Below are 24,116 nucleotides of genomic sequence, written 5' to 3' on the forward strand. Positions count from 1 at the left end.
CGGGGTTCAGCGCGACGGCAGGAAGCCGGACGGATCCACGGGCTTGCCCTGGCGGCGAATTTCAAAGTGCAGGCGCGGCGATTCGGCGTCGGTCTGGCCGAGTTCGGCAATCTTCTGGCCCCGCTTCACGGACTGCCCCTCCTTGACCAGCATGGCGCGATTGTGCGCGTAGGCGGACAGGTAGGTGTTGTTGTGCTTGAGGATGATCAGGTTGCCATACCCCCGCAGGCCACTGCCGCTGTAGACCACCTTGCCGTCGGCCGCGGCCAGGATCGGATCACCCGGCGTGCCGGCAATGTCCAGGCCCTTGTTGCGTGTTTCGTTGAAGTTTTCGATGACCTTGCCGGCTGCCGGCCAGGCCCAATCAATCTTTTCACCGGGCGCATCGGAAGGCTTGGCGGCGGTGGCCGGCGGCGCGGGCACCGTGGGCGGCGTGGGCACGACCACGGCCGCGGGCGGCGTGACCGGCGCCGGCGTGCCCAGCGGACGCGGTGCAATCGGCGCCGGACCGGTGATCGGCGCGGTCTGGGCCACGCCGGTGTCGTTCTGCGCGACCACCGGGGGCGCGGAGCCGGGGCGGCGCACGCGCAGCACCTGGCCCACGCGCAGCTGATTGGCGTCTTCCAGCGCGCTCCACTGGGCAATGTCGCGCCAGTCCTGACCATGGTCCAGCGCGATCTGGTAGAGCGTATCGCCGCGCTTGACCACGTAGGTTTCCGCGTCGGACACCGGGCGGCCATCGGGCGTCGTGCCCGGCGTGGACGCCGATGACCCGGTGGTGGCGGTCGTGCTGCGTGCGGGCGTGGTGCGGTCCACGACCGACACCGTGCGGGGCGTGGTCGTGCAGGCCGTCAGGGCGATCGCGCCGAGAGCCAGCATTGCGCCGCGCCGCAACGCCTGCCCCCAGGGCACGGGCGCCAGGGCGAACATGTCGTCCCTGCCTGCCATCCGGCCCTCTTGCAACGTCACACCTGGCGTGCGCCCATTCAGCATCCCGCATCTCCTATGCATTACAACAATACCCCTGGTTGAAGGGGCACGAAGCGCACGGGTTCAAGCTCGGTTCTGACCCAGCTTTGCGCACCCGTGCGCTCAATCATGACCAGCCGCTGCCGGGCCCCGCCCTCGGGCGCGATGAGCCGCGCGCCAATGGCGAGCTGACCCAGCAACGCGTCCGGGATCGACAGACCCGCCGCAGCGACAACGATGGCATCGAACGGCGCGGCGCTGGGAACCCCCAGCATGCCGTCACCGAATACCAGCCGCACATGCGGCAGACGAAACGGACGCAGCCGGGTCCGCGCAAGTTCATGCAGCGCCCGGATACGTTCGATCGTGTAAACCTCTTTGGCGACACCGGCCAGTACCGCAGCCTGGTAACCGCACCCTGTACCGACCTCCAGGACCTTGCCCAGTTCCTTGCCATTGCGCGCCGCGGCGATCATACGCGCCACGATCCAGGGCTGCGAAATGGTCTGGCCATGGCCGATCGGCAACGCCGCGTCTTCGTAGGCACGGCTGGCGAGGGCCTCGTCGACGAAACGGTGGCGGGCAATCGCCTGCACGGCCGACAACACGCGTTCGTCGGCAATGCCCTGCACCCGCAGCCGCGCGACCAGCGCATTGCGCATCCGCTCGGAATTCAGGCCGAGATTGTCGTCCTGGCGCGGCGGCGTGGTGATGGGCGCCGTGCGTTGCGGCACCGTGATCGGCACCGCCGTGCGCGGATTGCCGATACGCGTGTTGCTGTTGAAGGCCCGCGCCACCGCATCGGGCCGGCTGACCGACGCGGGCAACGGCGTCCGTGTCAGGGCCGGACGGCCCGTGGTGACGCGGGTGTTGCTGTTGGTGGGCGTGACCTTGACGGGCGCGGCCACGGCCGGCTTGCGAGTGTCGGCGCCACGGTGATCGGTGTTGCGGGAATCCGTGCCGCGGCCATCGGACGCACGGCTGCCCGTGGACCGCGACGTGTCGCGATCGGTCGGGGCCGGCGCCGATCCCGGCGGGTTCAGCGGTTTGCGCCGGTCCATTCGGGCGTGGCCCAGTCGGTGGCGGCCCACGCGCGCACGGCGGGCATCTGTTCGGCGTGGGTCAGGTCGAAGCGCAGCGGCGTGATCGACACGGCCCCGTCGGCGCAGGCGTGGAAGTCGGTGCCGGGCGTGGCGTCGGCGGCCTTGCCGGCCGGGCCGATCCAGTACACCGGTTCGCCATAGGGCGTGGCCGATTTGACAACCGGTTCGGACGGATGCCGCTTGCCCAGGCGGGTGACGCGGGGCGGCAGCAGTTCGGTCAGAGGCCGGTTCGGAATATTGACGTTCAGCAGCACGGGCGATGGCAGCGGGTTGGCCACGAACTGGTCGACCACCCGGCGGGCGACGGCGGCCGCGGCGTCCAGATGGGTCCAGCCCTTCTGCACCTGCGAAAACGCGATCGACGGAATGCCGAACAGGTAGCCTTCGGTGGCGGCGGCAACCGTGCCCGAATACAGGGTGTCTTCCCCCATGTTCTGGCCGTCGTTGATGCCGGACACGATCAGGTCGGGCCGGCGATCGAGCAGTCCGGTCAGGGCGACGTGCACGCAGTCGGACGGCGTGCCATTGACATACATGAAGCCGCTGGCCGCCTTGCGTACCGACAGCGGCCGGTCGAGCGTGAGCGAGTTGGACGAGCCGCTGCGGTTGGTTTCGGGCGCAACGACGATCAGCTCGGCAAGGGGACGCAGTGCGTCGACCAGTGCCGCGAGGCCAGGGGCAAAGTAGCCATCATCATTCGAAACCAGGATCAGCATGTCATCCATCAACTAAAAAGCCCGCCGGGCAATCCGTGCGGGCTTGAAATCTGTACCGGCCCGCTCTCGATACACGCCGGGGAGCCCGCCGACGAGGGACGATTGTACATGAGGGTATCGTCCTAACGGTGGATAACGCCACACTTGCGGGCGTGCGCGCGACATGTCATCAGCATGCGCGCCACACGCTGGCAAGCCAGGGTTGCTGCTCGCGTGGCAGCCCGGCCGGACGGTAGTAATGGTCCACTTCGGCAAAGCCGGCGGCGGTCATGAGCGACCGCCAGCTTTCCAGGTCGTGGTAGGCGCCGTAGCGGCCGCGATTCCACCCTTCTTCGTTGTTGCCGCGCGGGTTGGAGGTGAACAGCACGCCGCGGGGCCTGAGCGTGGCGCGCAGTTCCTTGAGCACGCGCGGCAGTTCCTGGCTCGGCACATGGAACAGCACGGCGTTGGCGAAGATGCCGTCGAAGCGGGCCGCCGGCAGGTCGAGCGCCAGCAGATCCTGATGCCAGACGTCGCACCCCGAATCGGTGCGCGCCATCTCCACGAACTCCGGCGTGCCATCGAGCCCGACCGCGCGATGCCCCAGGGCGGTGAATGTGCGCAGATCGCGGCCGGGCCCGCAGCCGACATCCAGCAAGTCATAAGGCGCGTCGCCTTCGATCGCCGACAGCAAGGCGTGGATGTTCTGCGAGACGTCGTGGTCGCGTGTCCCGTCGCGGAAGGGCTCGGCCGACGCGCTGTAGTGCGCGATGGTGCGCGCGGCAATGGTGGCCAGTTCGTCGGGTGCCAGGGGCATGGTCGGACTCCGTATGTCAGTAAGCGCCATGGTAGACGGTCACAGCGGTGTGCACCGTGATGGGGCGGGTTCACGCGTGGCGGGCCTGCGCCTTTGGCCGTGGACGCACCAGATACGGGCACAAACGGACGGTTCAGCATGGCACAGCGTTTGCTTGGAAAGGTTTGGTTTCATTTACTGGACGATCTCCGCCATGAAGTTTTTCTCGCTCCTGACCAGCGTTTCCGCTGCCGCCCTGCTCTTCCACGCTCCGGTTCACGCGCAAGCGGCCCTTGATAACGCAATGAGCAAGAAGGTCATCCACATTGCCGTGCCGACCGACTACCCGCCGTACGGCTATGTGGGTCCGGACCTGAAACCCATCGGGCTCGACGTCGAGATGGCTACCCTGATCGCCCAGAAGCTGGGCGTCAAGCTCGACCTGGTGCCGGTCACCAGCGCCAACCGCATTCCCTACCTGCAGACCAAGAAGGCCGACCTGGTGATCTCGACGCTGGGCAAAAATGCCGAACGCGAAAAGGTCATTGATTTCACGGCGGCCTACTCGCCCTTCTTCCAGGCTGTGTTCGGCCCCAAGAACATTACCGTCAAGACGCCGGCAGACCTGGTCGGCAAGACCGTAGCCGTGACGCGCGGCGCGATGGAAGACCAGGAACTGACCAAGCTCGCGCCCGCAGGCGTGGACATCAAACGCTTCGAAGACAACAACGTGACGGCATCGGCCTATGTGGCTGGACAGACGCAGCTGGTGGCGATCGGCGCCGCGGTCGCGGGCACCATCATGCAGAAGAATCCGCAGACCAACACGGAATACAAGCTGTTGATCAAGGACTCGCCCAACTTCATCGGCATTGCCAAGGGTGAAGACAAGCTGCGCGCCAAGGTGAACGAGATCATCCTGGCCGCGAAGGCCGACGGCACGATCGACAAGATGTCGCAGAAGTGGCTGGGCCGCCCGGCTGGCACGCTGCCTGAATAAGGCGTTCACCCTCCCCCCGCTCGACCCCGCCGGACGCTGCTGGCGTCCGGCTCCTTTTTTCCATCGAGCCGCTTCGGGGCTTTCCCATGAACATAACTTTTGATTTTGCCGCGGTGCTCGTGGACTGGCGGCTGTTGCTGTTCGGCACCCTGATGACGATCAAGCTGACCGCGATCGCGATGGTGCTGGGCGGTCTGGTTGGCGTCAGCGCCGCGTGGGCACGGTCGCAGGGCCCGGTGTGGCTGCGGCCGCTGGTCGGCGCGTATGTGGAACTGATCCGCAACACGCCGTTCATCGTGCAGCTGTTCTTCATCTTTTTCGGCTTGCCCGCGCTGGGGCTCAAGCTGTCTGCCGAAATGGCCAGCATCATTGCAATGACGCTGAACCTGGGGGCCTATTCCACCGAGATCGTGCGCGCCGGTATCGAATCGACGCCCCGCGGCCAGATCGAAGCCGCGCAAAGCCTGGCCATGAATCGCTGGCAGATCTTTACGCGAGTGGTGATGCCGCCCGCGCTGTCGCGTGTGTGGCCGGCGCTGGTCAGCCAGATCATCATCGTGATGCTGGGATCGGCGGTATGCGGGCAGATCTCGACCGAAGAATTGTCGCTGGTCGCCAACCTGATCCAGAGCCGCAACTTCCGCGCGTTCGAGGCCTTCATCATCGCCACCGCGATCTACCTTGTGCTGTCCATCGTGCTGCGCCGGCTGCTGAACTGGTTCGGCCCGCGCTTCCTGTTCAACCGCTAAGGACATCCCATGGTCGAATTTTCATTGTGGGACATCGTGCGCAACCTGCTGCTGGCTGTGCGCTGGACCGTGGTCCTGTCGGTCATCGCGTTCATTGGCGGCGGCGTTCTGGGCATGCTGCTGCTGGTGCTGCGCCTGGCCAAGGTGCCCGGCGCGCAGCGCGGCGTGGCGCTGTTCGTGCAGATCTTCCAGGGCACGCCACTGCTGATGCAGCTGTTCCTGGCCTACTTCGGCATTGCGCTGTTCGGCGTGGATACGTCGGCCTGGACGGCGGCGGCGCTGGCCCTGACCCTGCACGCGTCGGCCTACCTGACCGAGATCTGGCGCGGCTGCGTCAATGCCATTCCGAAAGGCCAATGGGAGGCCTCAAGCAGCCTGGCCATGAACCTGAAGGAGCAACTGCTGCACATCATCCTGCCGCAGGCCGGCCGTATTGCCATCGCGCCCACGGTCGGCTTCATGGTGCAGGTTGTCAAGGGGACGGCGCTGGCGTCGGTGATCGGCTTCATTGAACTGACCAAGGCCGGATCGATGATCGCGAACGCCACCTTCAAGCCCTTCCTGGTCTTCAGCTGCGTCGGCCTGATGTACTTCTGCCTCTGCTATCCCATCTCGGCCTGGAGCCGCCGACTGGAAAGGAAATTGAATCATGCCAACCGTTAATCCCGTCGCCCCCGCGGCGTCCGCCGCCCCCGGCGCCGCGCCGTATGCCCTGGTCGACATCCGCGGCCTGCGCAAGCGCTTTGGCACCAACGAGGTCCTGAAAGGCATTGACCTGCAGATCGGCCGGCGTGAAGTGGTCTGCATCATCGGCAAAAGCGGTTCGGGCAAAAGTACCCTGCTCCGCTGCATCAACGGTCTGGAGGTCTTTCAGGAAGGCAGCCTGGCCGTGGATGGCCAGCCGCTCAAGCACAACGACACGCAGGCCATGCGCGAGCTGCGCCAGCAGGTCGGGATGGTGTTCCAGAACTTCAATCTGTTCCCGCACCTGTCGGCCGGGCAGAACGTGATGCTGGCGCCGTCCCTGGTCAAGCGCTTGGCCAAGACGCCGGGCGAAGAACGCGCCCGCAAGCTGCTGGCGCGGGTCGGTCTGGCCGAAAAGTTCGATGCCTATCCGGACCAGCTGTCGGGTGGGCAGCAGCAGCGGGTCGCGATTGCGCGCGCCCTGGCCATGGAACCGGCCGTGCTGCTGTGCGACGAGATCACGTCGGCGCTGGACCCCGAACTGGTCGGCGAAGTGCTGCAGGTGGTCGAATCGCTGGCCGCCGACGGCATGACGCTGATCATGGTTACCCACGAGATGAACTTTGCCCGGAAGGTGAGCGATCGCGTCATCTTCATGCACCAGGGCAAGGTGCACGAGTCGGGACCGCCAACGGAATTGTTCGGCAATCCGCAGACGGCGGAACTCAAGCAATTCTTGTCTTCGCTGCATAACTGAAGCCGCACTGCCAGCCCCGGGCAGCGTCCACGCCGTGAAGGCGTTGCCGGGGTTGACGTGGACCGGGGATAAACGTAGCAACCGCGGCCTGCGCGCGTGCAGCGTCGAGCAACATCTCTTGCACAATCGCGTGACCTGCTTACCTCGATAGTCCCTAGACTGGGGCCGGGGCTGGGACCGGCTTTGGGTCTTTGCACGGGCCTGGGCCTGGCCTGGCCCCGCCGCCTGGCGTCCTGCCTTGCCATCTTCGAGGAAGCTTCCATGTTTGCACCCAAGATTCTCATCACGTCCTTGATGCTGGCCAGCCTGGCGGCCTGCGGCGAAACCGCGCGCCTGAGGGTGTCGGACGGCTACGGCCCCAATCCCCAATTGCCGGCGCCGAACAAGACCCTGGTTCCAACCGTGAACATTGCCAAGGCGGTGGGCTGGCCGGAAGGCGCCACGCCGCACGCGGCAGCCGGCACGACCGTCAATGCCTTTGCCGACAAGCTGGATCATCCCCGCTGGATCTACCTGCTGCCGAACGGCGACGTGCTGGTGGCCGAAACCAACGGCCCCGAGAAGAAACCGTCGGGCATCCGCGCGTGGGTGCAGAGCAAGGTCATGGCGCGGGCAGGCGCCAAGGCACCGAGCGCCAACCGCATCACCCTGCTGCGGGATACCAACGGCGACGGCGTGGCAGATCAGCGCAGCGTGTTCCTGCAAGGGCTGTTCTCGCCGTTCGGCATGGCCTTGGTCGGCGACACCTTTTATGTGGCCAATGCCGATGCCGTCATGCGCTTTCCGTATCAGGCAGGCGCGACGTCGATCACGGCGCCCGGCGTCAAGGTGACGGATCTGCCCGGGGGCCTGAATCACCACTGGACCAAGAACCTGATCGCGTCCAAAGACGGCAAGAAGCTGTACGCCACCGTGGGCTCCAACAGCAATGTGGGGGAAAACGGCATGGACATCGAGGAAGGCCGCGCGGCCATCTGGGAAATCGACGTAGCCAGCGGGCAGAAACGCCTGTTCGGGTCGGGCCTGCGCAATCCCAATGGCATGGCCTGGGCGCCTGGGACCAATGTGCTGTGGACCGCGGTGAACGAGCGTGACGAGATCGGCAGCGATCTGGTGCCGGATTACCTGACGTCGGTGGTGGATGGCGCCTTCTATGGCTGGCCTTATAGCTATTTTGGTGCGAACGTGGACGAGCGAGTGCAGCCGCCCCGCCCCGACTTGGTCGCCAAGGCCAAGGTGCCCGATTACGCGCTGGGACCCCATACGGCATCGCTCGGCCTGGCTACATCGACCGGCACGTCCCTGCCCGATACCTTCAAGGAAGGCATGTTCATTGGCCAGCACGGTTCCTGGAACCGCAAGCCCTACAGCGGCTACAAGGTCATCTTTGTGCCGTTCGCGGGCGGCAAGCCGGCGGGCGCGCCGGTCGATGTCCTGACGGGTTTCCTGAGCGACAAAGAAGAGGCGCAAGGCCGGCCGGTGGGCGTCGCGCTGGACAGGCAGGGTGCGCTGCTGGTGGCGGACGATGTCGGGAATGTGATCTGGCGGGTGACGGCGGCGAAGTAAGGGCGGCGAAGTAAGGGCGGCGAAGTAAGGGCGGCGAAGCAAGGGCGGCGAAGCAAGGGCGGCGAAGCAAGGTCAGCGAAGCAAGGCCGGCCGCGAAGATTGCCCATGTCACGCGGCGACCCGGGGCGGCACTCTTCGGGGCGGCAAAGCGCCAGCCGCCTAGCCCTGACCAATGCCCGTCAGCCCCACCAGTGCCCCGGCGGCCAGCAGCCACAGGGGGTGAATGCGCAGCCGGAAGCCTGCAATCGCGACCACGGCCGTGATCACCGCCAGCATCCATTCATGCGCGGTCGCCAGGGTGATCAGTGCCGCGCTGGCCGCCACCAAACCGACCGTCATGGGAATGAGACCGGCTTGCACCTTCACGCGCCAGGGCTTGTCCTTGAACCGTTCCCACGCATGCAGCGCCAGCCCGGTCACGATGGACGACGGACCGAATTTGGCCAGCGTGGTCACCAGCACGCCGGGCCAGCCGGCAACGTGCCAGCCCACCAGCGTCACCACCATCATGTTGGGCCCGGGCGCGGCCTGGGCCAACGCGAACATGGCGCTGAATTCCTGCGCCGACATCCATTGATGGACCTCGACCACCTGCCGCTGCATTTCGGGCAGGATCGTGTTGCCGCCGCCAAAGGCCAGCAAGGACAGCTGGGTGAAGATGATCGCCAGCGAGACAAGCACCGGGGTCATCGCGCGGCCCGCCAGGTCACGGCCATGCTCAACGGAATCAGCACGGCCATGGTCGGCAACAGCGGCAGTCTGAGCACCGCGATCGCGACGAAGAACAGACAGGCGATCAGGATGGCTATCGGTTTTCTGCGTATCGGCACGGCGATCTTGAGCGCGGTCGAGATCAGCAGTCCGGCCGCGGCGGCAGCCAGGCCGGCAAACATGTGCTGCAGATGCGGGCCATTGAACCGCGTATAGATCGAACCCAGCGCGATCACGACGGCAGACGGCGCGGCAATGATCGCAAAGAGGGACGCCATGGCGCCGCGGGGGCCGTGGAACTTCATGCCGATGGCCACCGCCAGGTTCAGGATGTTTCCGCCCGGCAGGAATTGACAGAGGCCCAGCAGGTCCGTGAACTCGGCCTCGTTCAGCCAGTGCTTCTTTTCGACGACCAGGCGATGCGCCAGGGGCAAGACCCCGCCAAATCCGATCATGCCCAGCCCAAGGAATCCAAGGAACAGATCCATGACCGTGGGCGTCACGGTCGCCTCAGTAGAAGGGGAAGGAGAAGCAGCGGGCAAGGTCGGCGCAAGCATCGGAACGTCATCACAGGGTCATCAGGCTGTGGATGGTAGACCTTTGCGATGCGAGGCCAAATCGATTTTTATACGGCTTTTATGTGATCTACACTCACAAGCATGCAACGCAAACTTCCCCCCTTGCAGGCGCTGAAAGTGTTTGAGTGCGCCGCGCGTCACGAACATTTTTCCCTCGCGGCCGAGGAGTTGCACGTCACGCACGGTGCGGTCAGCCGCCAGGTGGCGGTGCTGGAAGACTGGTTGGGCGTGCAGGTATTCCATCGCCGTGGCAAGCGCGTTCAGCTCACAGATGATGGGCGCCGGTATCTGGTCACCGTACAGGCCGCGTTCGACAGCGTGGCCGCGGCCAGCGCGCGGCTGGCGGAATCCGGCACGGTGCGCACCTTGCGGATCAATGCGCTCGCTACCTTTGCGATGCGATGGCTGCTGCCGCGCCTCAGCCGCTTCCAGCGCCTGTACCCCGCCGTGGAACTGAAACTGGCCACGTCCAACACGGCATTGACGGATGCCAGCGAAGTGTTCGACGTGGCCGTGCGCCGCGGGCCCGGGCATTGGGCGAACTGCGAAAGCCGTGAATTCATGCAGGAGACAGAAGTGCCGGTATGCAGCCCGGCGCTGATGCTGCAGTCGCCCATCCGCGAGCCGGCGGACCTGCGGCACCACACGCTGCTGCATTCCGACACGCGGCCTGATGCCTGGCAGAAATGGCTGGTGTCGGCCGGGCTGTCGCCGCAAGCGTTCGGCAAACGGCAGTTTTTCGACCACTACTACCTGGCGTTGCAGGCGGCTGCCGACGGACTGGGGGTGGCGTTGGGGCCCCTGCCGCTGATCCTGGACGAGATCGACAGCGGGCGGCTGGTGGTGGCGCTGCGCAAGCCCGACGTGCCCGCGCGCAGCTATTGGTGGATCGTGCCGCGGCAACATGCCGCGCAGCCGCTGGTACGGGATTTCTGCAAGTGGCTGGAAGACGAGGCGCGGCGGGAATGAGATGGCGATAAGCGATGGTGATGCGGTGGGCGCAGGTAATGAAGCCCTGTCGCCCGGCTCGTGCATCCGCCCGCTTGTATAGATTGCAACTCCGTTGCACAATGGCCGCCGACCGTGCGCGACATTGCGCCGCCCTGTAACCCCTGTTCCATGAAAGGAGTCGAGACGATGTGGCAAGCCCTTGCCCGCTGCGTTCGACCTGACATGCGACGGCGGCTCGGCGGCCGGACACGCGCCGGCAGACCGGCTTTCGGGTGGATGGCGATTGCCCTGCTGGTACTGGTCATGCAGACCGCCGGCCTGGCCCACCGCATCCAGCATGGCGACGCCGCCATTCCTGGCGTCGCGGCGGCTGTCGCCATGGCCGCAGCGGCCGGATCCGATGCTGCCCCGGACGCATCCACCGACGCGCCGTCCCCCGTCCACCTTGGCCATTCCTGTGTCCTGTTCGACGGCGATTCGCTGTTCGTGGGCGGCGCCTGTCTTCCCCCTTCGCTGACGCGATTGCGCGTCACCCAGCTCGCGCCGCGGTCCTTCGCTGCCTTGCCGGTCGATCTGGCGCCCCTGCGCGCCTTCCACTCCCGCGCCCCACCGCGCGGCGGTCTGTCGTCCTAGCCTGAGCTGTGCCGGTGGCGCGTTGCCGCCGGCGTCGATTTCTGTCCGGGAACCCTGCGCGTCCGTCCCTGTCCGTGCCCATGGCGCGTGGCCTGCGGCATCACGCAAACCGGTTCCGGTACCCCTTCAAGCATCCCATGAACGTCTCTTTGATTTCTCGCCGTGCGACCCGCGTCGCCCATCGTGCCGCCCGCCTGACTCCCCTCGCCGCCGCCTTGCTCTGCCTGCCCTATGCCGTCCAGGCGCAGACCGCGGCCCCCGCGAGTTCGAACGCCGCAGCGACCCCCGGCACCCCGGCCACCACGGCGTCGTCCGCCGTCACCCTGCGCGGCATCGTCGTCACTGGCAACCCGTTGGGCAGTGACCTGAATGACATGGTCACCCCGGTCTCGACGCTTGAAGGCGACGAACTCACCATCCGCCGCGCCAGCACGCTGGGCGAAACACTGAATGACCTGCCGGGCGTGTCGTCCAGCTACTTTGGCCCGAACGCCAGCCGGCCGGTCATTCGTGGGCTGGACGGCGACCGCATCCGCATCCTGCAGAACGGCGGCACGTCGCTCGATGCGTCCGCGCTGTCGTACGACCACGCCTTGCCCATCGACCCGCTGGCCGTCGATCGCGTCGAAGTCGTGCGCGGACCGGCGGCACTGCTATATGGCGGCACGGCCATTGGCGGCGTGGTCAACGTCATTACCAATCGAATTCCCAAGGAACCGATCAACGGCGTGCACGGCGCGGTCGATGCACGTGCTGGCGGTGCCGATGCGGAACGGGGCGGCAGCGCGATGGTGGAAGCGGGCAACGGTCAATTTGCCGTGCACGCCGATGCCTTCGATCGCCACACCAGCAATCTGCACATTCCGGGATTTGCCCGCAGCGAACGCCTGCGCAATGCCAATCCGCTGCCCGACGGAGAAACGGAAGCCAAGGGCCGCCTGCCCAACAGCAGCGCGCGCCAGCAAGGCGGATCGGTGGGCGGCGCCTACACGTGGGCCGACGGCTACCTGGGCGCCAGCTATACGGGCTACCGCAGCAACTACGGCACGGTGGCCGAGGAAGACGTCCGCATCGACATGAAGCAGGACAACCTGGCCCTGGAAGGCGAAGCCCGCAATCTGGGCTGGGGCATTTTCGATACCGTGCGCAGCAAGATCAATTTTTCGGACTATGAGCACAAGGAAATCGAAAACGGCGAGACGGGCACGACCTTCAAGAACCGTGGCTGGGATGCGCGGTTTGAAGCGCAGCACCGGCCCATCGGCAAAATGAAGGGCGTGATCGGCGCGGAATTTGGTCAGAAGAAATTTTCGGCGTTGGGCGAAGAAGCCTTCGTGCCATCGACCGAAACCGACAATGCCGGCCTGTTCATTCTTGAAGAACTGCCGCTGACCGCCAGCGAAGATCTGAAGCTGAGCCTGGGCGGCCGCATGGACCACACGCGCATCAAGGCCAAGTCCGGGGACAACGAACGGTTCACCGATGCCAGCCGCAGCTTCAACACGGGCAGTGCGTCGGCCGGGCTGGTCTACAAGCTCAACCCGGCGTACAGCCTGACGTCCAACCTGGCCTACACGGAACGCGCGCCGACCTTTTATGAGCTGTTCGCCAACGGCCCGCACCTGGCCACCGGGTCATATGAAATCGGCGATCCCGATGCCAGGAAGGAAAAAGCCACGTCGCTGGACCTTGGCATGCGTTTTGGCCAGGGCACGAGCACGGCCAACGTGTCGGCCTACTACAGCCGCTTTGCCAACTACCTGGCCCTGGGCACGACCGGTGTGCTGCGCAATGAGGAAGGCGCCGTGGTCGGGGCTGATGGCCTGCCCGAATACCGCTACGCCGGGGTGCCTGCGGTGCTGTACGGCGTGGAAGCCGAAGGCAAGACCCGCGTCGCGCAGCAACTGCTGACCGGCGCCGATACGCTGGATGTGTCGTTGCGGGGGGATGTGGTGCGCGGCAAGAACCGCGACACCGGCGAAGCCCTGCCCCGGCTGGCGCCGTGGCGCCTGGGGGCGTCGTTGATCTATGGATCGGGACCCTGGGGCGCCCGCGCGGACGTGTCCTACGTCGCGCGCCAGACGCATGTGCCGGTGGCCGATACCGCCACCGACAGCTACACCTTGCTGGGCGCCTCGTTCAGCTATCGCTTCAAGTTCTCGGGGCTGAGTTCGCTGGCCTATGTCAGGCTCGACAACCTGACCAACGAGACGGCGCGCACGGCAACGTCGGTGTTGCGCGATATCGCGCCGCTCGGGGGTCGCAGCGTGAAGGTCGGTTTGCGGACGACGTTTTGATCTAGGTGGTTGGATCAGGACGGTTGGATCAGGGCCTGCGTTAAGGCCCTGATCCTCGGCATCACGAGCAGGTGTAGCTCGCCGCGGCCGTGACCGATCCGCTTGTGTAGGTTGCCTTGAGCGGATACACGCACAACGGACGCGAGCTGGCCACCGGCGCCGTGGTCGTGACCGTGCTGGCGATATCCAGCCGGCCCGGCGCGGCGCCCTTCTCGACCCAATCCGTCACCAGCCGATAGAGCTGGCCCGCGGTCGGCAACGGCACCACCGCGGCCGGGTTCGACGTGCCATTGCCCAGCCCGTGCGTCATGCCTGGCACCAGATAGAACCGATAGAAGTTCTGGATCGCCGGGATGCCGCCCATTTGCGTGGCGACGCGGTTGTAGTAGTTGATCGAGCCTTGCGGCGGAATCAGCACGTCGGCCATGCCGTGGTACATCACCATCTTTGCGCCCCGGTCACGCAGCCGCGACAGGTCCGGATTGTCGGTGTTGATGTTCGCAAACGACGTCTGCAGGGCGAGTCCCTTGTCGCCCGCCGCCGCCAGATCCGCGTACGTCAGTTGACGCCAGCGGTTGGCGCCATTGGCCTTGGCGTTGATGAACACGGGCTGGGCCAGGGTCGCGTCCTGCGATTCCAGGGCGACCACGTCCGTGCTGATCGGAAACGGATTGGCACCCGCGAGTGCGTTCAGGTCGGTGCCGCGAGTCAGGCCGTACCACCGCTGATTGCCGGTGGGCGACACCGCAAAGCCATTGTCCGCCGCGGGAATCGGCACCGATCCGTCATTGGTCTGGCCATACCAGATCTTGTTGATGGCCGTGGCCTGCACGGTGCTGACGCAGCTTGCCGTCGCGTTGGTGCCCCCGCTGGCGGCGCACAGCACCGCCAGATCCTTGGTCGGATCGTACGTGCATTGCGTCGGGTCTGGGATGTAGCCCAGATGCTGCCCGCCCACCACGTCGCACGCATTGATCGCGGCGTTGGATACCAGTCCCAGCTGCGCGCTGGTCAGGTTGACGCCGGCCAGGTCGCGCTGCTGCACGACCTGCGGATACAGCTCGCCAGTGATGAAGCGCGTCCAGTTGAATGCCGGTGCGCCGGCCAGGATGCCGTCATAGTCTTCCGGATACACCTGCGCCAGCTTGTGGCCCTGACGGCCGCCGGTCGAAAAACCATCGAAGTAGGCATAACGCTGCGCACGGCCGTAATAGGCCAGCGTCAGGGCCTTGGTCTTGACCGCCATTTCATGCAGCGACCGCTGCGAAAAATCATTCCATAGCGTCGTGTTGATGGACCCGTCGGGCAGCATCGCAAAGGATCCGCCGTTGGTGGTGTTGGCATGACCCGTATCGGTCGTGGCCGACACGGCGCCTTCCACCCCGGCGACCTCGGCCGGCGTGACCAGGCCGTTGCGCGAGGTGCCTGCCAGCGTTGTCAGCGACGTATGCCCCCCCCCTTGCCAGCCGCCGCCACCCAACACATGCAGACGGTTGTTCCAGGCCGTGGGCGCCGGCAGCCAGACCTCGATCCCGATGCCGGGCGAGGTGGATGGCGCATCCGCAGGCCCCGGGTTGCCCGGCCCGACCAGCAGCTTGACCACACAAAGATCGGCGGCGGCAGTGGGCGTGGTCGCCATTCAGTTGCGCGGTTTGCGGATAACACGTTCAGCAACATGCAAGAAAGTGCTTGCAGGCAACACAAGGCAGACGGGATCCGCGGGTACCGCCAGGATGGCGCATCCGCGTGTGTCACGACCGTGTCATGCCCTGGCCGTACGCTGGCGCGCCTGCCGGGCTGACGCTGGCCTGAATGCGCTGCAGTCTTTACGCAGCATCACCGCCTGCCTGCGTTCCCCTGCCCGCATTGCCTGCCCCGCTCGCACCCTTCCTGATTCCTTGTTTTTGCCCTTATCTTTCCGGACTGCCATGCCCTTGACGCCGCGCGCTCGTTTGTCGACCACCCTTCTGTCCACCGTACTGCTCGCGGCCCTGGCTGCTTGCGGCGGCGGGGGCAACGACAGCACGCCGGGGCCGACGACGCCCGGCACGACGCCACCGGTGACGACCCCGCCCGTCACGACGCCCCCTGTATCGCCACCGCCTGCTGTCGCCCCGGACACCTTCACGCCTGGCGCTGCCACCACGGGCGGGTCAGCCGACGCATCGACGGCCATTGCCCAATCGGCGGCCTTCATGATCGTGGCCGACGACGAATCGAATCTGCTGCGCGTGTATCCCCGTGCCGGCGGCGAAGCCGTGCTGGAGTGGAGCTATGCGCTGAACGGCCCCAAGTTCGCCAAGGAACTGGACCTGGAAGCCAGCGTGAAGATCGGCGACACGCTGTACTTTGCCGGCTCGCACAGCAACAAGAAAGACGGTGGCGACGCCATGGCCGATCGTGGCCATGTCTTCGCGGTCAAGACCACTGGCGTGGGCGCGGCCACCGCCTTCCAATACGTGGGTCAGTTTGCCGATCTGGAACGCCAGCTCGCGGCCTGGGACGCAGCCAATACGCATGGCCTGGGCGCCAACGCGTTCGGTCTGACGGCATCAGCGGCAGCGGGTATTGCCCCCGAGCGCGTCGATGGCTTTTCGATCGAAGGCATGACCAGCAATCGTGGCGACACGGCCGTGTGGCTGGGCTTTCGCGCGCCGCTGGCGAACACGGCCCTGCGCGACAAGGCATTGATTGTGCCTGTCAACAATCTGCCGGCGTTGATTGCCGGCACGACCACCCAGGCGGTCTTTGGCACGCCACTCCAGTTGAACCTGGGTGGACGCGGCATCCGGTCCATCGACAAGGGCACGGACGGCAACTACCTGATCTTGGCCGGCCCGGCCGCCGGCGCCAGTGCAGCGGTCACGCGCAACTTCGCGCTGTACACCTGGAATGGCGATCCGACTATTGCACCGGTTGAACTCGACAACGATCTGGAAACCTTGCGCAAGGCGACGGGCGGCAGCTTCGAGACCATTGTGGAAGTGCCCGGGCCGGTGGTTGCCGGCACGGCAGTCCAGCTGCTGCTGGACAACGGCGACACCGTGTTCACTGGCACGACCAGCGTGGCCAAGGACCTGCCGGCGGCGGAACAACGCTTCCAGGGTTTCCGCACCGTGATCGGCAATCCGCTGCGCGACGCGCAGGGCCCTGCCCTGGTCACCAGCACCCCGGCCGACGACCGCGTGGGCGTCAATGTGGATACGCAGATCGTGCTGCAATTTGACGAAGGCGTGCGCCTGGGCGCAGGCAATATCACCCTGCGCACCGCCAACGGCGCCGCGGTGGACACCTTCAACGCGAACAGCGCCGCCACCCGTGTGCAGGTGCGCTTCAATACGCTGACCTTGACCCCGACCGCACCGCTGCAGAACAACGCGGGCTACTTCCTGACGGTGGACCCCACCGCGGTGCTGGACCATCAGGGCAATGGCTACGCGGGCCTGAGCGGTCCGACGGCGCTCAACTTCACGGCGGCAGGCACCCCCACACCTTTGGCCGTCAATGACCTGCTGTTCGTGGGCGCGAATGCCGAAGCGCCCGATGCCTTTGCGTTTGCCCTGCTCAAGGCCGTGAACGGCGGCACGCGCATCACCTTTACCGACCGCAACCGCAAGACCGGCACGGGCGAATTCACCGGCGTGACCAACGAAGGCGTCTTTGTGTGGACAGCCGATCGCAATCTGCCAGCGGGCAGCATCGTGACGATCCAGACCGACACGCCAGCCAGCCCCATTGCCGACAAGGGCTTCACGATCGGTTCACCGGCAGGGCTCGGCAAGGAAGAGACCATCTACGCCTACACCGGTGGCGCCGTGGCCGGGCTTGGCGATGGCACGGCGGGCGAGATCACTGCGGTCGGTCCGTTCCTGGCATCGATCACGCTGGGCGGCGCGGCGGGCACCATCCCCGCCGAGCTGACCGCGGCCGGCACGGCCATCGACTTTTCGGTGTCGCCCACCAACCAGACCAACGCGCTGTATGCCGGCGCGCTGGACCGCGCCGACCTGGCGGCCTTCGCGGCGCGCGTCAAGAACAAGAGCAACTGGAAGCTGAGCTACAAGCCCGCGCTGGGTTATCCGTTGACAGCAACGGGGAGCCTGTTCGCAGGGGAATGATGCGCCCCGCGCAAGCGGGCGTACGGGCCAGCGAATGCGCTAACCTTGGTGCATCTGATAATCGTACAAGGCGCCGTTTCATGACTGCTTCGCCCACCCTGCTGCTGAACGATGGTCACGCCCTGCCCGCGCTGGGGTTCGGGACGTGGCCCCTGGACGATGCGGCGGCCGAACAGGCGGTAGCCTGTGCCATCCAGACGGGTTATCGCCTGATCGATACCGCCGCGCGCTATGGCAACGAAACGGGCGTGGGGCGCGGGCTGCAGCAGTCCGGCGTACCGCGCGGCGACCTGTTCCTGACCAGCAAGTTGCGCGGCACCGACCATGGCTACGGGCCAGCCTTGAAGGCCTTGGACGCGACGCTGGCGCGCCTGGACACCGACTATCTGGACCTGTTCCTGATCCACTGGCCGCAGCCCACCCGCGACAACTATGTGGATGCCTGGCGTGCGCTGATCGACCTGCGTGCAGCCGGCAAGGTGCGGTCGATTGGCGTATCGAACTTCCAGCCCACGCATATTGATCGACTGATAGATGCGACGGGTGAAGCGCCGGCCGTCAACCAGATCGAACTGAATCCCGCGTTCTCGCAACCCGATCTGCGCGACTACCACGCCGGCCGCCGCATCGTGACCCAGTCATGGAGCCCGATCGGACGCGGCCGCCACCTGGCCGATCCGGCATTGACATTCATTGCCGAAAAACACGGCAAGACGCCTGCGCAGGTCGTGCTGCGCTGGCATCTGCAACTGGGCCTGGCGGCCATTCCCAAGACACAGCACCCGGACCGCATGGCCGAAAACTTCGCGGTGTTCGACTTCGTACTGGACCAGCAAGACATCGCCTCGATCCAGGAACTGGACCGAGGCGTGCGTACGGGCTTCGACCCGGACACCTACGTGGAAGACTGAGGCAAAACGACTTTCCCGCCCGCGCATTACACGATCGCCTGCGCCTTTCTGACGCTATCGATCAAGGAACTGCGCATCAGGAACTGCTTGGCGCGCACCGGATCTTCCGCCGTCTGACGAATCTGGTCGAGCGCGGCGGCGCGCTTTTCCGGATCCTTTTCTTCCAGCCGCTTCTTGTTCGCCACGGTCTGCTGCTGCACGAACTCGATATTCAGATCGCGCCGCCGCCGGTTGTAGCGATCGAACACCGCCGTGTCCGCCCCGTCACGCACTTCGGCAAACATGGTCGCCAGTTCCATGGCGTCATGAATGCCGCTGTTCAGGCCCAGGCCGCCGATCGGGTTGTTGACGTGCGCCGAGTCCCCCGCCAGAAACACCCGTCCTTGCCGGAACGTCGCCGCGACGCGTTGATGCACGCGGTAAATGTTCCGGTGCACCAGGTCGTAGGCCTTGTCCGTCGGGCACACATGCTGCAGCCGGCGGTGCGCGGCCTCGTCGCTCAAGGCCATCTCGTCGGTCTCATCCGCGCCCGACGGAAACACCGCGCGCCACCGGCCCTTGCCGTCGTCACCTGAAATCTTGAACAGGTTGGTCCACGCATCGGGATCGGCCAGATAGTTGCGATAGCAACAACCCATCATCTGCTCGAAGTCATCCAGCACCGTCAGCACGATGAACTTCTCGGGCCACGTGATGCCTTCGAATTCAATGCCCAGCGCCTTGCGCAAGGTGCTGCGCGCGCCGTCGGCCCCGACCACATAGTCCGCATGCAGGGTCTCGACGCCGTCCGGCCCCTGCACGTTCACGGTCACCTGCGTATCCGTCTGCGAGATATCCAACACGCGGGTGTCGAAGCGCACCGACACATCGGGCATCGCGCGCAAGGCATCGATCCCCATGTAGGCCAGCTTGTGCTGCTCGGTCTGCACCACGAACGGATACGCCGTTTCGTCTTTCAGGATGTCGTGATCGAACTGCGCCACGCGCTCGCGTTTGCCCTGATCCCAGAACTGGAAATACCGCGCCACCAGCCCTTCGGATACGAAGCGGTCGATCAGGCCCACGTTCGCGATCATTTCCAGCGTGGAGCAGTGCGTGGTGGCCGCGCGCGGGCTTTCGTCGACCCCGCTTTCCGCTTCGCACAGCGTGACCTTGAAGCCGCGCTGCGCGCAGGCCAACGACGCGATCACCCCGACCGGCCCGGCCCCGACGACAACGATATGTTGCTGGGTCATCAGTGGGCCACTCCGGAAAAGTCCTGCGGAATGTCGCAGCGCGCGACCCGCACCTTGCGGTTGCCGGCCGGCGTATTGCGGCTCTTGCCCACAAAGCGCGGCACGCCGTCGGTCACCACCGCGGCCACGGCGGCAATGTCGCCATTGCGCAAGGCGTCCAGCGGATCGGTCTTGGTGCCGCCCACGCACGCATCCAGCAGCACGATGTCGGCATCCTTGCCGGGCTTCAGGAAGCCGCTGTTGATGCCATAAGTGCGTGCGTTGTTGCCCGTGGCGGCGGCAATGGCCCATTCCACCGGCATGTCGGTCAGGCTGGCCAGGTGCGTGATGGTGTACATCAGGCCCAGGGGCATGATGCCGCTGCCGGTCGGCGTATCGCTGGCGATCAGGAAGCGGTCGAACACGTCGGCGCTGCGCACCATGTCGCCCAGCATCAGGGTCGTGCGCAGGTTGCCTGCCGTGCAGACCTGCAGTGCGATGTCCGACTCGTACACGAGCTTGGGAAAGTCTTCGTCCGGCATGGCGACTGGCCCGCCATTCACGTGGAACGAAACGTGGGGCTTCATGGCGATCAGGTGGTCCGCCCAAATGCCCGATGATCCGGGGATCGACGCGCCACCGGTATGCACGGTCGTGATCATGCCGTGCTTGCGCGCCCAGCCGACCATCTCGGCATATTCATACGGCGACTTGACCGCGCCAAAACCGGCCTTGGCCAGCCACACGCCCTGTGCCGCGATATCGGCAAAATCCTGTTCGACCAGGCCAGGCTCGATGATGATGGACCCTGCAAAGACCTTCATGCCGCCGGGACGGTAGTGTTCGAAGCAGCGCAGCGCAGCGACGGCCAGCGCCTTCACGCCGGCAGGATCTTTCGGCCGGCCCGGCACGTGCACTTCAGATGCGCTGATCGCCGTGGTGATGCCGCCGTGCACATAACTTTCCAGGAAACCCACGGTCTTCTGGCGCGGCGTGTAGTCGCCAAACGTGTTGTGCACCTGCGAGTCGATCAGGCCGGGAATGGCGGTGGCGCCATCGGCATCGATCACGATCTGCGCGGTTTCCACCTCGGCCGACGACAGGGTCCCGACTTTCAGGATCTTGCCGTCTTCGGTCAGGATCGAATCCCCGGCCGTGACAGGCTCGCGCCACTCACCATTGAGGATGCGTCCCAGATTTACGATAGCTACTTTCATCGCTGACTCCTGCGTGGGTTAGATAAGGCCGTCCTTGCCCTGCATTGCTTCTTGCGTGATGCCGCCCACGCGCGCGTTGATGCGGCCGCGGTTGGCCACCGCAAAGATGACCGCGATCTCGTCGGGCATCGGGCCGTCGCTCAAGGTGAACGTCATGGCGTTGTAGTGCGAGCGTACGTACAGCGCGTCTTTGGATGCCAGTGGAATGTCGATCGTCACGCCGGGGCCGCCTACCTTGGTCACCGACGAAATCCAGGCCTTGCCACCGCCGATGATGTCGCGCAGCGGCGTCGCGGCCGCCGTGGTCAGCAGCGCGTTCACATGTTCCTGCTCGCCCGCGATGCCGACAATGCCGCCCTTGCCGTACGCCTGCACCGGGTAGTCGCCCCACACCGACATCAATTGTCGGGCGACTTGGGCGCCCAGGGCCACGCTGGCCTCGATCCCTTCGGTCAGGTCTTCCTGGTACGGGCCCAGGAACGGATTCTTGATGAAGGCGACCGCGGCCGCCTTGCGCAGCGGCACGTCGGCCCGCTGACCTGCTTCTTCGAGCTTGTGCTCGATGACCATGACCCACCTGCGAACCTGTAATTGCATGCCGTGCTCCTGAAAAAGACGCGTGACCTCGCAACCTGCCCGCCGCCTGATGGCGGCAAAAAATTGTTGTTGCGGATTGATGACGATGCTATTGTCATACAATCCTAATGTCAAATGATTCAGGAAGAAAACCATGCGCGGACGCACCATCCTCTTTTCCGAAATGACGCCGGCCCCTGAATGGGAAGACCGCTTCAACACCTGGTACGACGAGGAACACATTCCCATCCGCGTCGGCCTGCGCGGTTTCCAGAGCAGCCAGCGTTATGTGCGTCCGGATCGGAACTACCTGGCGGTGTACGAGATGGACACGCTGCAGGCGCTCAAGACCGTCGCCTATCAGGCGATCAAGAACAACCCGTCGCCCGAAACGGCGTGGATGCTCAAGAACGTGACGGGCTTTACCCGGTATCTGTGCGAAGAAATCAGCATTGCCGGCGACACGTCACCTGCCGGTATCGAGACCCAGGTGCTGTACCCGGTGTGGTTCAAGGTGCCGCCGGAACGCCTGGCCGACTTCGACGCCTGGTACGAGCAGGACCACGTGCCGCTGCTGCTGGAATGCCCGGAATGGCGCTGCGTGCGCCGCTTCAATGTCACCGACGGCGTGCCGGGTGACTACAACCGCCTGGCGCTGCACTACCTGGACGACGGATCCGCGCTAGCATCGCCGGCCCGCGAAAAGGCGCGCAACACGCCTTGGCGCAACCGCATATCGGCCGAACCCTGGTTCAAGGGCGTCTACGACGTCTTTGCCAAGGTCGGCGAGCGGCAGTTGCCGCCGCTCTGACCTGATTCAAGAAAGATCTGGAGACACCATGGATTTGAAGATTTCCCCCCGCACCGTTCAGCACGAAACCGTGCGCCTGTTGCGTGAAGCCATCCTGTCGGGCCACTTCCGGCCGGGCGAAAAGTTGATCGAAGCCAAGCTGTGCAGCCAGATGGGTGTCAGCCGCACGTCGATCCGCGAAGCGTTGCGGGTGCTGGCCGCCGAAAAGCTGATCACCATCGTGCCGAACAAGGGCCCGTCGGTAGCCGAAGTCAGCTGGGCCGAAGCCGAAGGCATCTATCACCTGCGGGCGCTGCTCGAAGGCGAAGCGGCGGCCTTGACGGCGGGCAAACGCACGGACGACGACGTCGCCACGATGGCCGCCGCCCTGGCGCGCTTTCGGGATGCCGTCGAGCAGCAGGATTGGGCCGCACGGATTTCGGCCACGGCCGACTTCTATGAAGTGATCATCGCGCGTTGCGGCAATCCCGTGATGGGCGACGTGTTGCACGGCCTGCTGTCGCGCATCAACTTCCTGCGGGGAAAGACCATGGCCAGTCCCGGACGCGCCAAGCACAGCGTGCGCGAACTCGAACAGATTTACGCCGCGATCGCGAAAGGCGACGCCCGCGCCGCCCGCGCGGCCGCGGTGTCCCACGTGCAAGCGGCGCAGACCGAAGCACGCGATGTGTACCTGGCAATGAACGCGGCGGCCTGACGTCCACAGCCCTTGTCTGACCGTTGCCGTACGGCCAGGCCGCCTTGACCGGATTACCCCACCCACGAGGAACTCGTCATGATGTCCCCCATCCGATCACTGGCCGCCCTGGCCGCCCTGCTTACCGTCACGCCCGTTCTTGCCGCCTGGCCTGAACGTTCCGTCACGCTGGTCGTGCCCTTCGCGGCCGGCGGCAATACCGACAGCATCGCGCGCATTACCGCCGAATGGCTGACGACCCAACTCAAGCAGACGGTGGTGGTCGACAACCGCCCCGGCGCCAATGGCGCCATCGCCGCCGAACACGTGGCCCGCGCCAAACCGGACGGCTACACCCTGTTCATGGCGACGCTGCCGCAAATGGCCATCGTGCCCCACCTGCAGAAGGTGCGGTATGACCCCGTCAAGGACTTTGCGCCGGTGTCCATCGTCGCCACCAACGAGTTTGCCCTGGCCGTGGCCGCGAACATGCCCGCCAAATCGCTGCAGGACGTGGTGGCCCATGTGAAAAGCCACCCCGGCAGCGTGGCGTATGCGTCGGCCGGCACCGGCTCCGTCAGCCACCTGACCATGGCCATGTTCACCAAGACGGCCGGGCTGTCGATGATCCACGCGCCTTACAAGGGCGGCGCGCCGGCGCTGGCCGATGTGCTGGGTGGCCAGGTGCCCTTCTACTTTGGCAACGTGGCCGAGATCATCCCCTATGCCAATTCCAGCAAGCTGAAAGTGCTGGCCGTGTCCGGTCCCAAGCGCGCGCCGGAATTTCCCAATGTGCCGACCGTGGCCGAACAGGGATATCCGGGCTTTTCGACGCAGACGTGGAATGGCGTGGCCGCACCGGCGGCGACGCCACCCGAGATCGTCAAACAACTGGCCGATTCGATTGCTCTGGCCGTCAAGGACAAGGCGTTTGTCGGCAAACTGGCCGCGATCGGTGTCGAGCCGCTGGGCAACACACCGGCCGAGTTCAGCCAGAAGATCGTGGCCGACAACAAGCAATGGGCCGCAGCCGTGAAGGATTCGGGCGCGGTGTTGCAGTGATCTGACGGGATGTCAAGCGAAGTGGGCACCGGATCCGGCATC

General features: G+C 65.4%; 23 protein-coding genes. 13 read left to right on the plus strand and 10 right to left on the minus strand.

Going from position 1 to position 24,116, the window contains the following annotated elements; translation table 11 throughout:
• Positions 1-6: 6 nt before the first annotated feature.
• The 4 genes from HD883_RS04805 to HD883_RS04820 form a co-directional block, all read right to left on the minus strand.
• Positions 7-930 (minus strand): peptidoglycan DD-metalloendopeptidase family protein, encoded by a 924-nt coding sequence (locus HD883_RS04805; protein WP_179588728.1) that lies wholly within the window; start codon positions 928-930, stop codon positions 7-9.
• Between the two features lie 80 nt (positions 931-1,010).
• A complete protein-coding gene (locus tag HD883_RS27910) occupies positions 1,011-1,715 on the minus strand; it encodes a protein-L-isoaspartate(D-aspartate) O-methyltransferase (RefSeq protein ID WP_373563421.1) in 705 nt (234 codons plus the stop codon).
• Between the two features lie 293 nt (positions 1,716-2,008).
• Positions 2,009-2,788 carry a 5'/3'-nucleotidase SurE gene (surE, locus tag HD883_RS04815; RefSeq protein WP_179587583.1) on the minus strand — a complete coding sequence of 260 codons (780 nt, stop codon included), beginning with the start codon at positions 2,786-2,788 and terminating at the stop codon, positions 2,009-2,011.
• 169 nt (positions 2,789-2,957) lie between these two features.
• A complete protein-coding gene (locus HD883_RS04820; RefSeq protein ID WP_179587582.1) occupies positions 2,958-3,584 on the minus strand; it encodes a class I SAM-dependent methyltransferase in 627 nt (208 codons plus the stop codon).
• A 193-nt stretch (positions 3,585-3,777) separates the two neighbouring features.
• On the opposite strand from HD883_RS04820, the gene HD883_RS04825 reads away from it, so the two are divergent.
• The 5 genes from HD883_RS04825 (at position 3,778) to HD883_RS04845 (ending at position 8,319) form a co-directional block, all read left to right on the plus strand.
• Positions 3,778-4,563, plus strand: coding sequence for a transporter substrate-binding domain-containing protein (locus HD883_RS04825; protein WP_179587581.1), 786 nt, complete (start codon positions 3,778-3,780; stop codon positions 4,561-4,563).
• A gap of 86 nt (positions 4,564-4,649) precedes the next feature.
• Positions 4,650-5,312, plus strand: coding sequence for an amino acid ABC transporter permease (locus HD883_RS04830; protein WP_179587580.1), 663 nt, complete (start codon positions 4,650-4,652; stop codon positions 5,310-5,312).
• Positions 5,313-5,321: 9 nt separating this feature from the next.
• A complete protein-coding gene (locus tag HD883_RS04835; RefSeq protein WP_179587579.1) occupies positions 5,322-5,975 on the plus strand; it encodes an amino acid ABC transporter permease in 654 nt (217 codons plus the stop codon).
• Complete coding sequence (locus HD883_RS04840) at positions 5,962-6,753, plus strand: amino acid ABC transporter ATP-binding protein (RefSeq protein WP_218863229.1); 792 nt, start codon at positions 5,962-5,964, stop codon at positions 6,751-6,753. The genes HD883_RS04835 and HD883_RS04840 overlap by 14 nt, the downstream gene beginning before the upstream one ends.
• Positions 6,754-7,014: 261 nt before the next feature.
• A complete protein-coding gene (locus tag HD883_RS04845; RefSeq protein WP_179587578.1) occupies positions 7,015-8,319 on the plus strand; it encodes a PQQ-dependent sugar dehydrogenase in 1,305 nt (434 codons plus the stop codon).
• A gap of 159 nt (positions 8,320-8,478) precedes the next feature.
• On the opposite strand, the gene HD883_RS04850 is transcribed toward HD883_RS04845, so the two are convergent.
• Together HD883_RS04850 and HD883_RS04855 are read right to left on the minus strand one after the other, a co-directional pair.
• Positions 8,479-9,009 (minus strand): chromate transporter, encoded by a 531-nt coding sequence (locus HD883_RS04850; protein ID WP_179587577.1) that lies wholly within the window; start codon positions 9,007-9,009, stop codon positions 8,479-8,481.
• The gene (locus tag HD883_RS04855; RefSeq protein WP_179587576.1) at positions 9,006-9,587 is read right to left on the minus strand and encodes a chromate transporter; all 582 of its coding nucleotides are present in this window, start codon (positions 9,585-9,587) and stop codon (positions 9,006-9,008) included. Before HD883_RS04855 ends, HD883_RS04850 begins: the two co-directional genes overlap by 4 nt.
• Before the next feature lie 102 nt (positions 9,588-9,689).
• Between HD883_RS04855 and HD883_RS04860 the strand changes: the two genes are divergently transcribed.
• The 3 genes from HD883_RS04860 (at position 9,690) to HD883_RS04870 (ending at position 13,489) form a co-directional block, all read left to right on the plus strand.
• Positions 9,690-10,577 carry a transcriptional regulator GcvA gene (locus HD883_RS04860; RefSeq protein ID WP_179587575.1) on the plus strand — a complete coding sequence of 296 codons (888 nt, stop codon included), beginning with the start codon at positions 9,690-9,692 and terminating at the stop codon, positions 10,575-10,577.
• Positions 10,578-10,835: 258 nt separating this feature from the next.
• Positions 10,836-11,192 carry a hypothetical protein gene (locus HD883_RS04865; protein WP_179587574.1) on the plus strand — a complete coding sequence of 119 codons (357 nt, stop codon included), beginning with the start codon at positions 10,836-10,838 and terminating at the stop codon, positions 11,190-11,192.
• 137 nt (positions 11,193-11,329) lie between these two features.
• Entirely contained in the window at positions 11,330-13,489 is a 2,160-nt protein-coding gene (locus HD883_RS04870) for a TonB-dependent receptor (RefSeq protein ID WP_257021994.1), read from the plus strand.
• A 61-nt stretch (positions 13,490-13,550) separates the two neighbouring features.
• Here HD883_RS04870 and HD883_RS04875 read toward each other — a convergent pair whose 3' ends face one another.
• Positions 13,551-15,128 (minus strand): tannase/feruloyl esterase family alpha/beta hydrolase, encoded by a 1,578-nt coding sequence (locus HD883_RS04875; protein ID WP_257021995.1) that lies wholly within the window; start codon positions 15,126-15,128, stop codon positions 13,551-13,553.
• 313 nt (positions 15,129-15,441) lie between these two features.
• On the opposite strand from HD883_RS04875, the gene HD883_RS04880 reads away from it, so the two are divergent.
• Both HD883_RS04880 and HD883_RS04885 read left to right on the plus strand, forming a co-directional pair.
• A complete protein-coding gene (locus HD883_RS04880; protein ID WP_257021996.1) occupies positions 15,442-17,607 on the plus strand; it encodes an Ig-like domain-containing protein in 2,166 nt (721 codons plus the stop codon).
• A gap of 80 nt (positions 17,608-17,687) precedes the next feature.
• A complete protein-coding gene (locus tag HD883_RS04885) occupies positions 17,688-18,518 on the plus strand; it encodes an aldo/keto reductase (protein ID WP_179587571.1) in 831 nt (276 codons plus the stop codon).
• Positions 18,519-18,544: 26 nt separating this feature from the next.
• Here the strand turns inward: HD883_RS04885 and HD883_RS04890 are convergent, their stop codons facing one another.
• From HD883_RS04890 to HD883_RS04900, 3 genes are read right to left on the minus strand one after another with little or no spacing between them, the layout of a single operon-like run.
• Positions 18,545-19,753, minus strand: coding sequence for an FAD-dependent oxidoreductase (locus tag HD883_RS04890; RefSeq protein WP_179587570.1), 1,209 nt, complete (start codon positions 19,751-19,753; stop codon positions 18,545-18,547).
• The gene (locus tag HD883_RS04895) at positions 19,753-20,949 is read right to left on the minus strand and encodes an amidohydrolase family protein (RefSeq protein ID WP_179587569.1); all 1,197 of its coding nucleotides are present in this window, start codon (positions 20,947-20,949) and stop codon (positions 19,753-19,755) included. Before HD883_RS04895 ends, HD883_RS04890 begins: the two co-directional genes overlap by 1 nt.
• An 18-nt stretch (positions 20,950-20,967) precedes the next feature.
• Positions 20,968-21,696 (minus strand): amino acid synthesis family protein, encoded by a 729-nt coding sequence (locus tag HD883_RS04900; protein WP_257021997.1) that lies wholly within the window; start codon positions 21,694-21,696, stop codon positions 20,968-20,970.
• On the opposite strand from HD883_RS04900, the gene HD883_RS04905 reads away from it, so the two are divergent.
• The 3 genes from HD883_RS04905 to HD883_RS04915 all read left to right on the plus strand — a co-directional run bounded on the left by HD883_RS04905 (position 21,680) and on the right by HD883_RS04915 (position 24,074).
• On the plus strand, positions 21,680-22,336 hold the full coding sequence (locus HD883_RS04905; RefSeq protein WP_179587568.1) for a DUF4286 family protein: 657 nt from the start codon (positions 21,680-21,682) through the stop codon (positions 22,334-22,336). The two genes, HD883_RS04900 and HD883_RS04905, sit on opposite strands and share 17 nt — an antisense overlap.
• Positions 22,337-22,364: 28 nt before the next feature.
• Positions 22,365-23,033, plus strand: coding sequence for a GntR family transcriptional regulator (locus tag HD883_RS04910; RefSeq protein WP_179587567.1), 669 nt, complete (start codon positions 22,365-22,367; stop codon positions 23,031-23,033).
• 78 nt (positions 23,034-23,111) lie between these two features.
• Positions 23,112-24,074, plus strand: a complete 963-nt coding sequence (locus HD883_RS04915) for a Bug family tripartite tricarboxylate transporter substrate binding protein (RefSeq protein WP_179587566.1) — start codon at positions 23,112-23,114, stop codon at positions 24,072-24,074.
• Positions 24,075-24,116 lie beyond the last annotated feature (42 nt).

Source organism: Pigmentiphaga litoralis (assembly GCF_013408655.1).
GTDB lineage: Bacteria > Pseudomonadota > Gammaproteobacteria > Burkholderiales > Burkholderiaceae_B > Pigmentiphaga > Pigmentiphaga litoralis_A.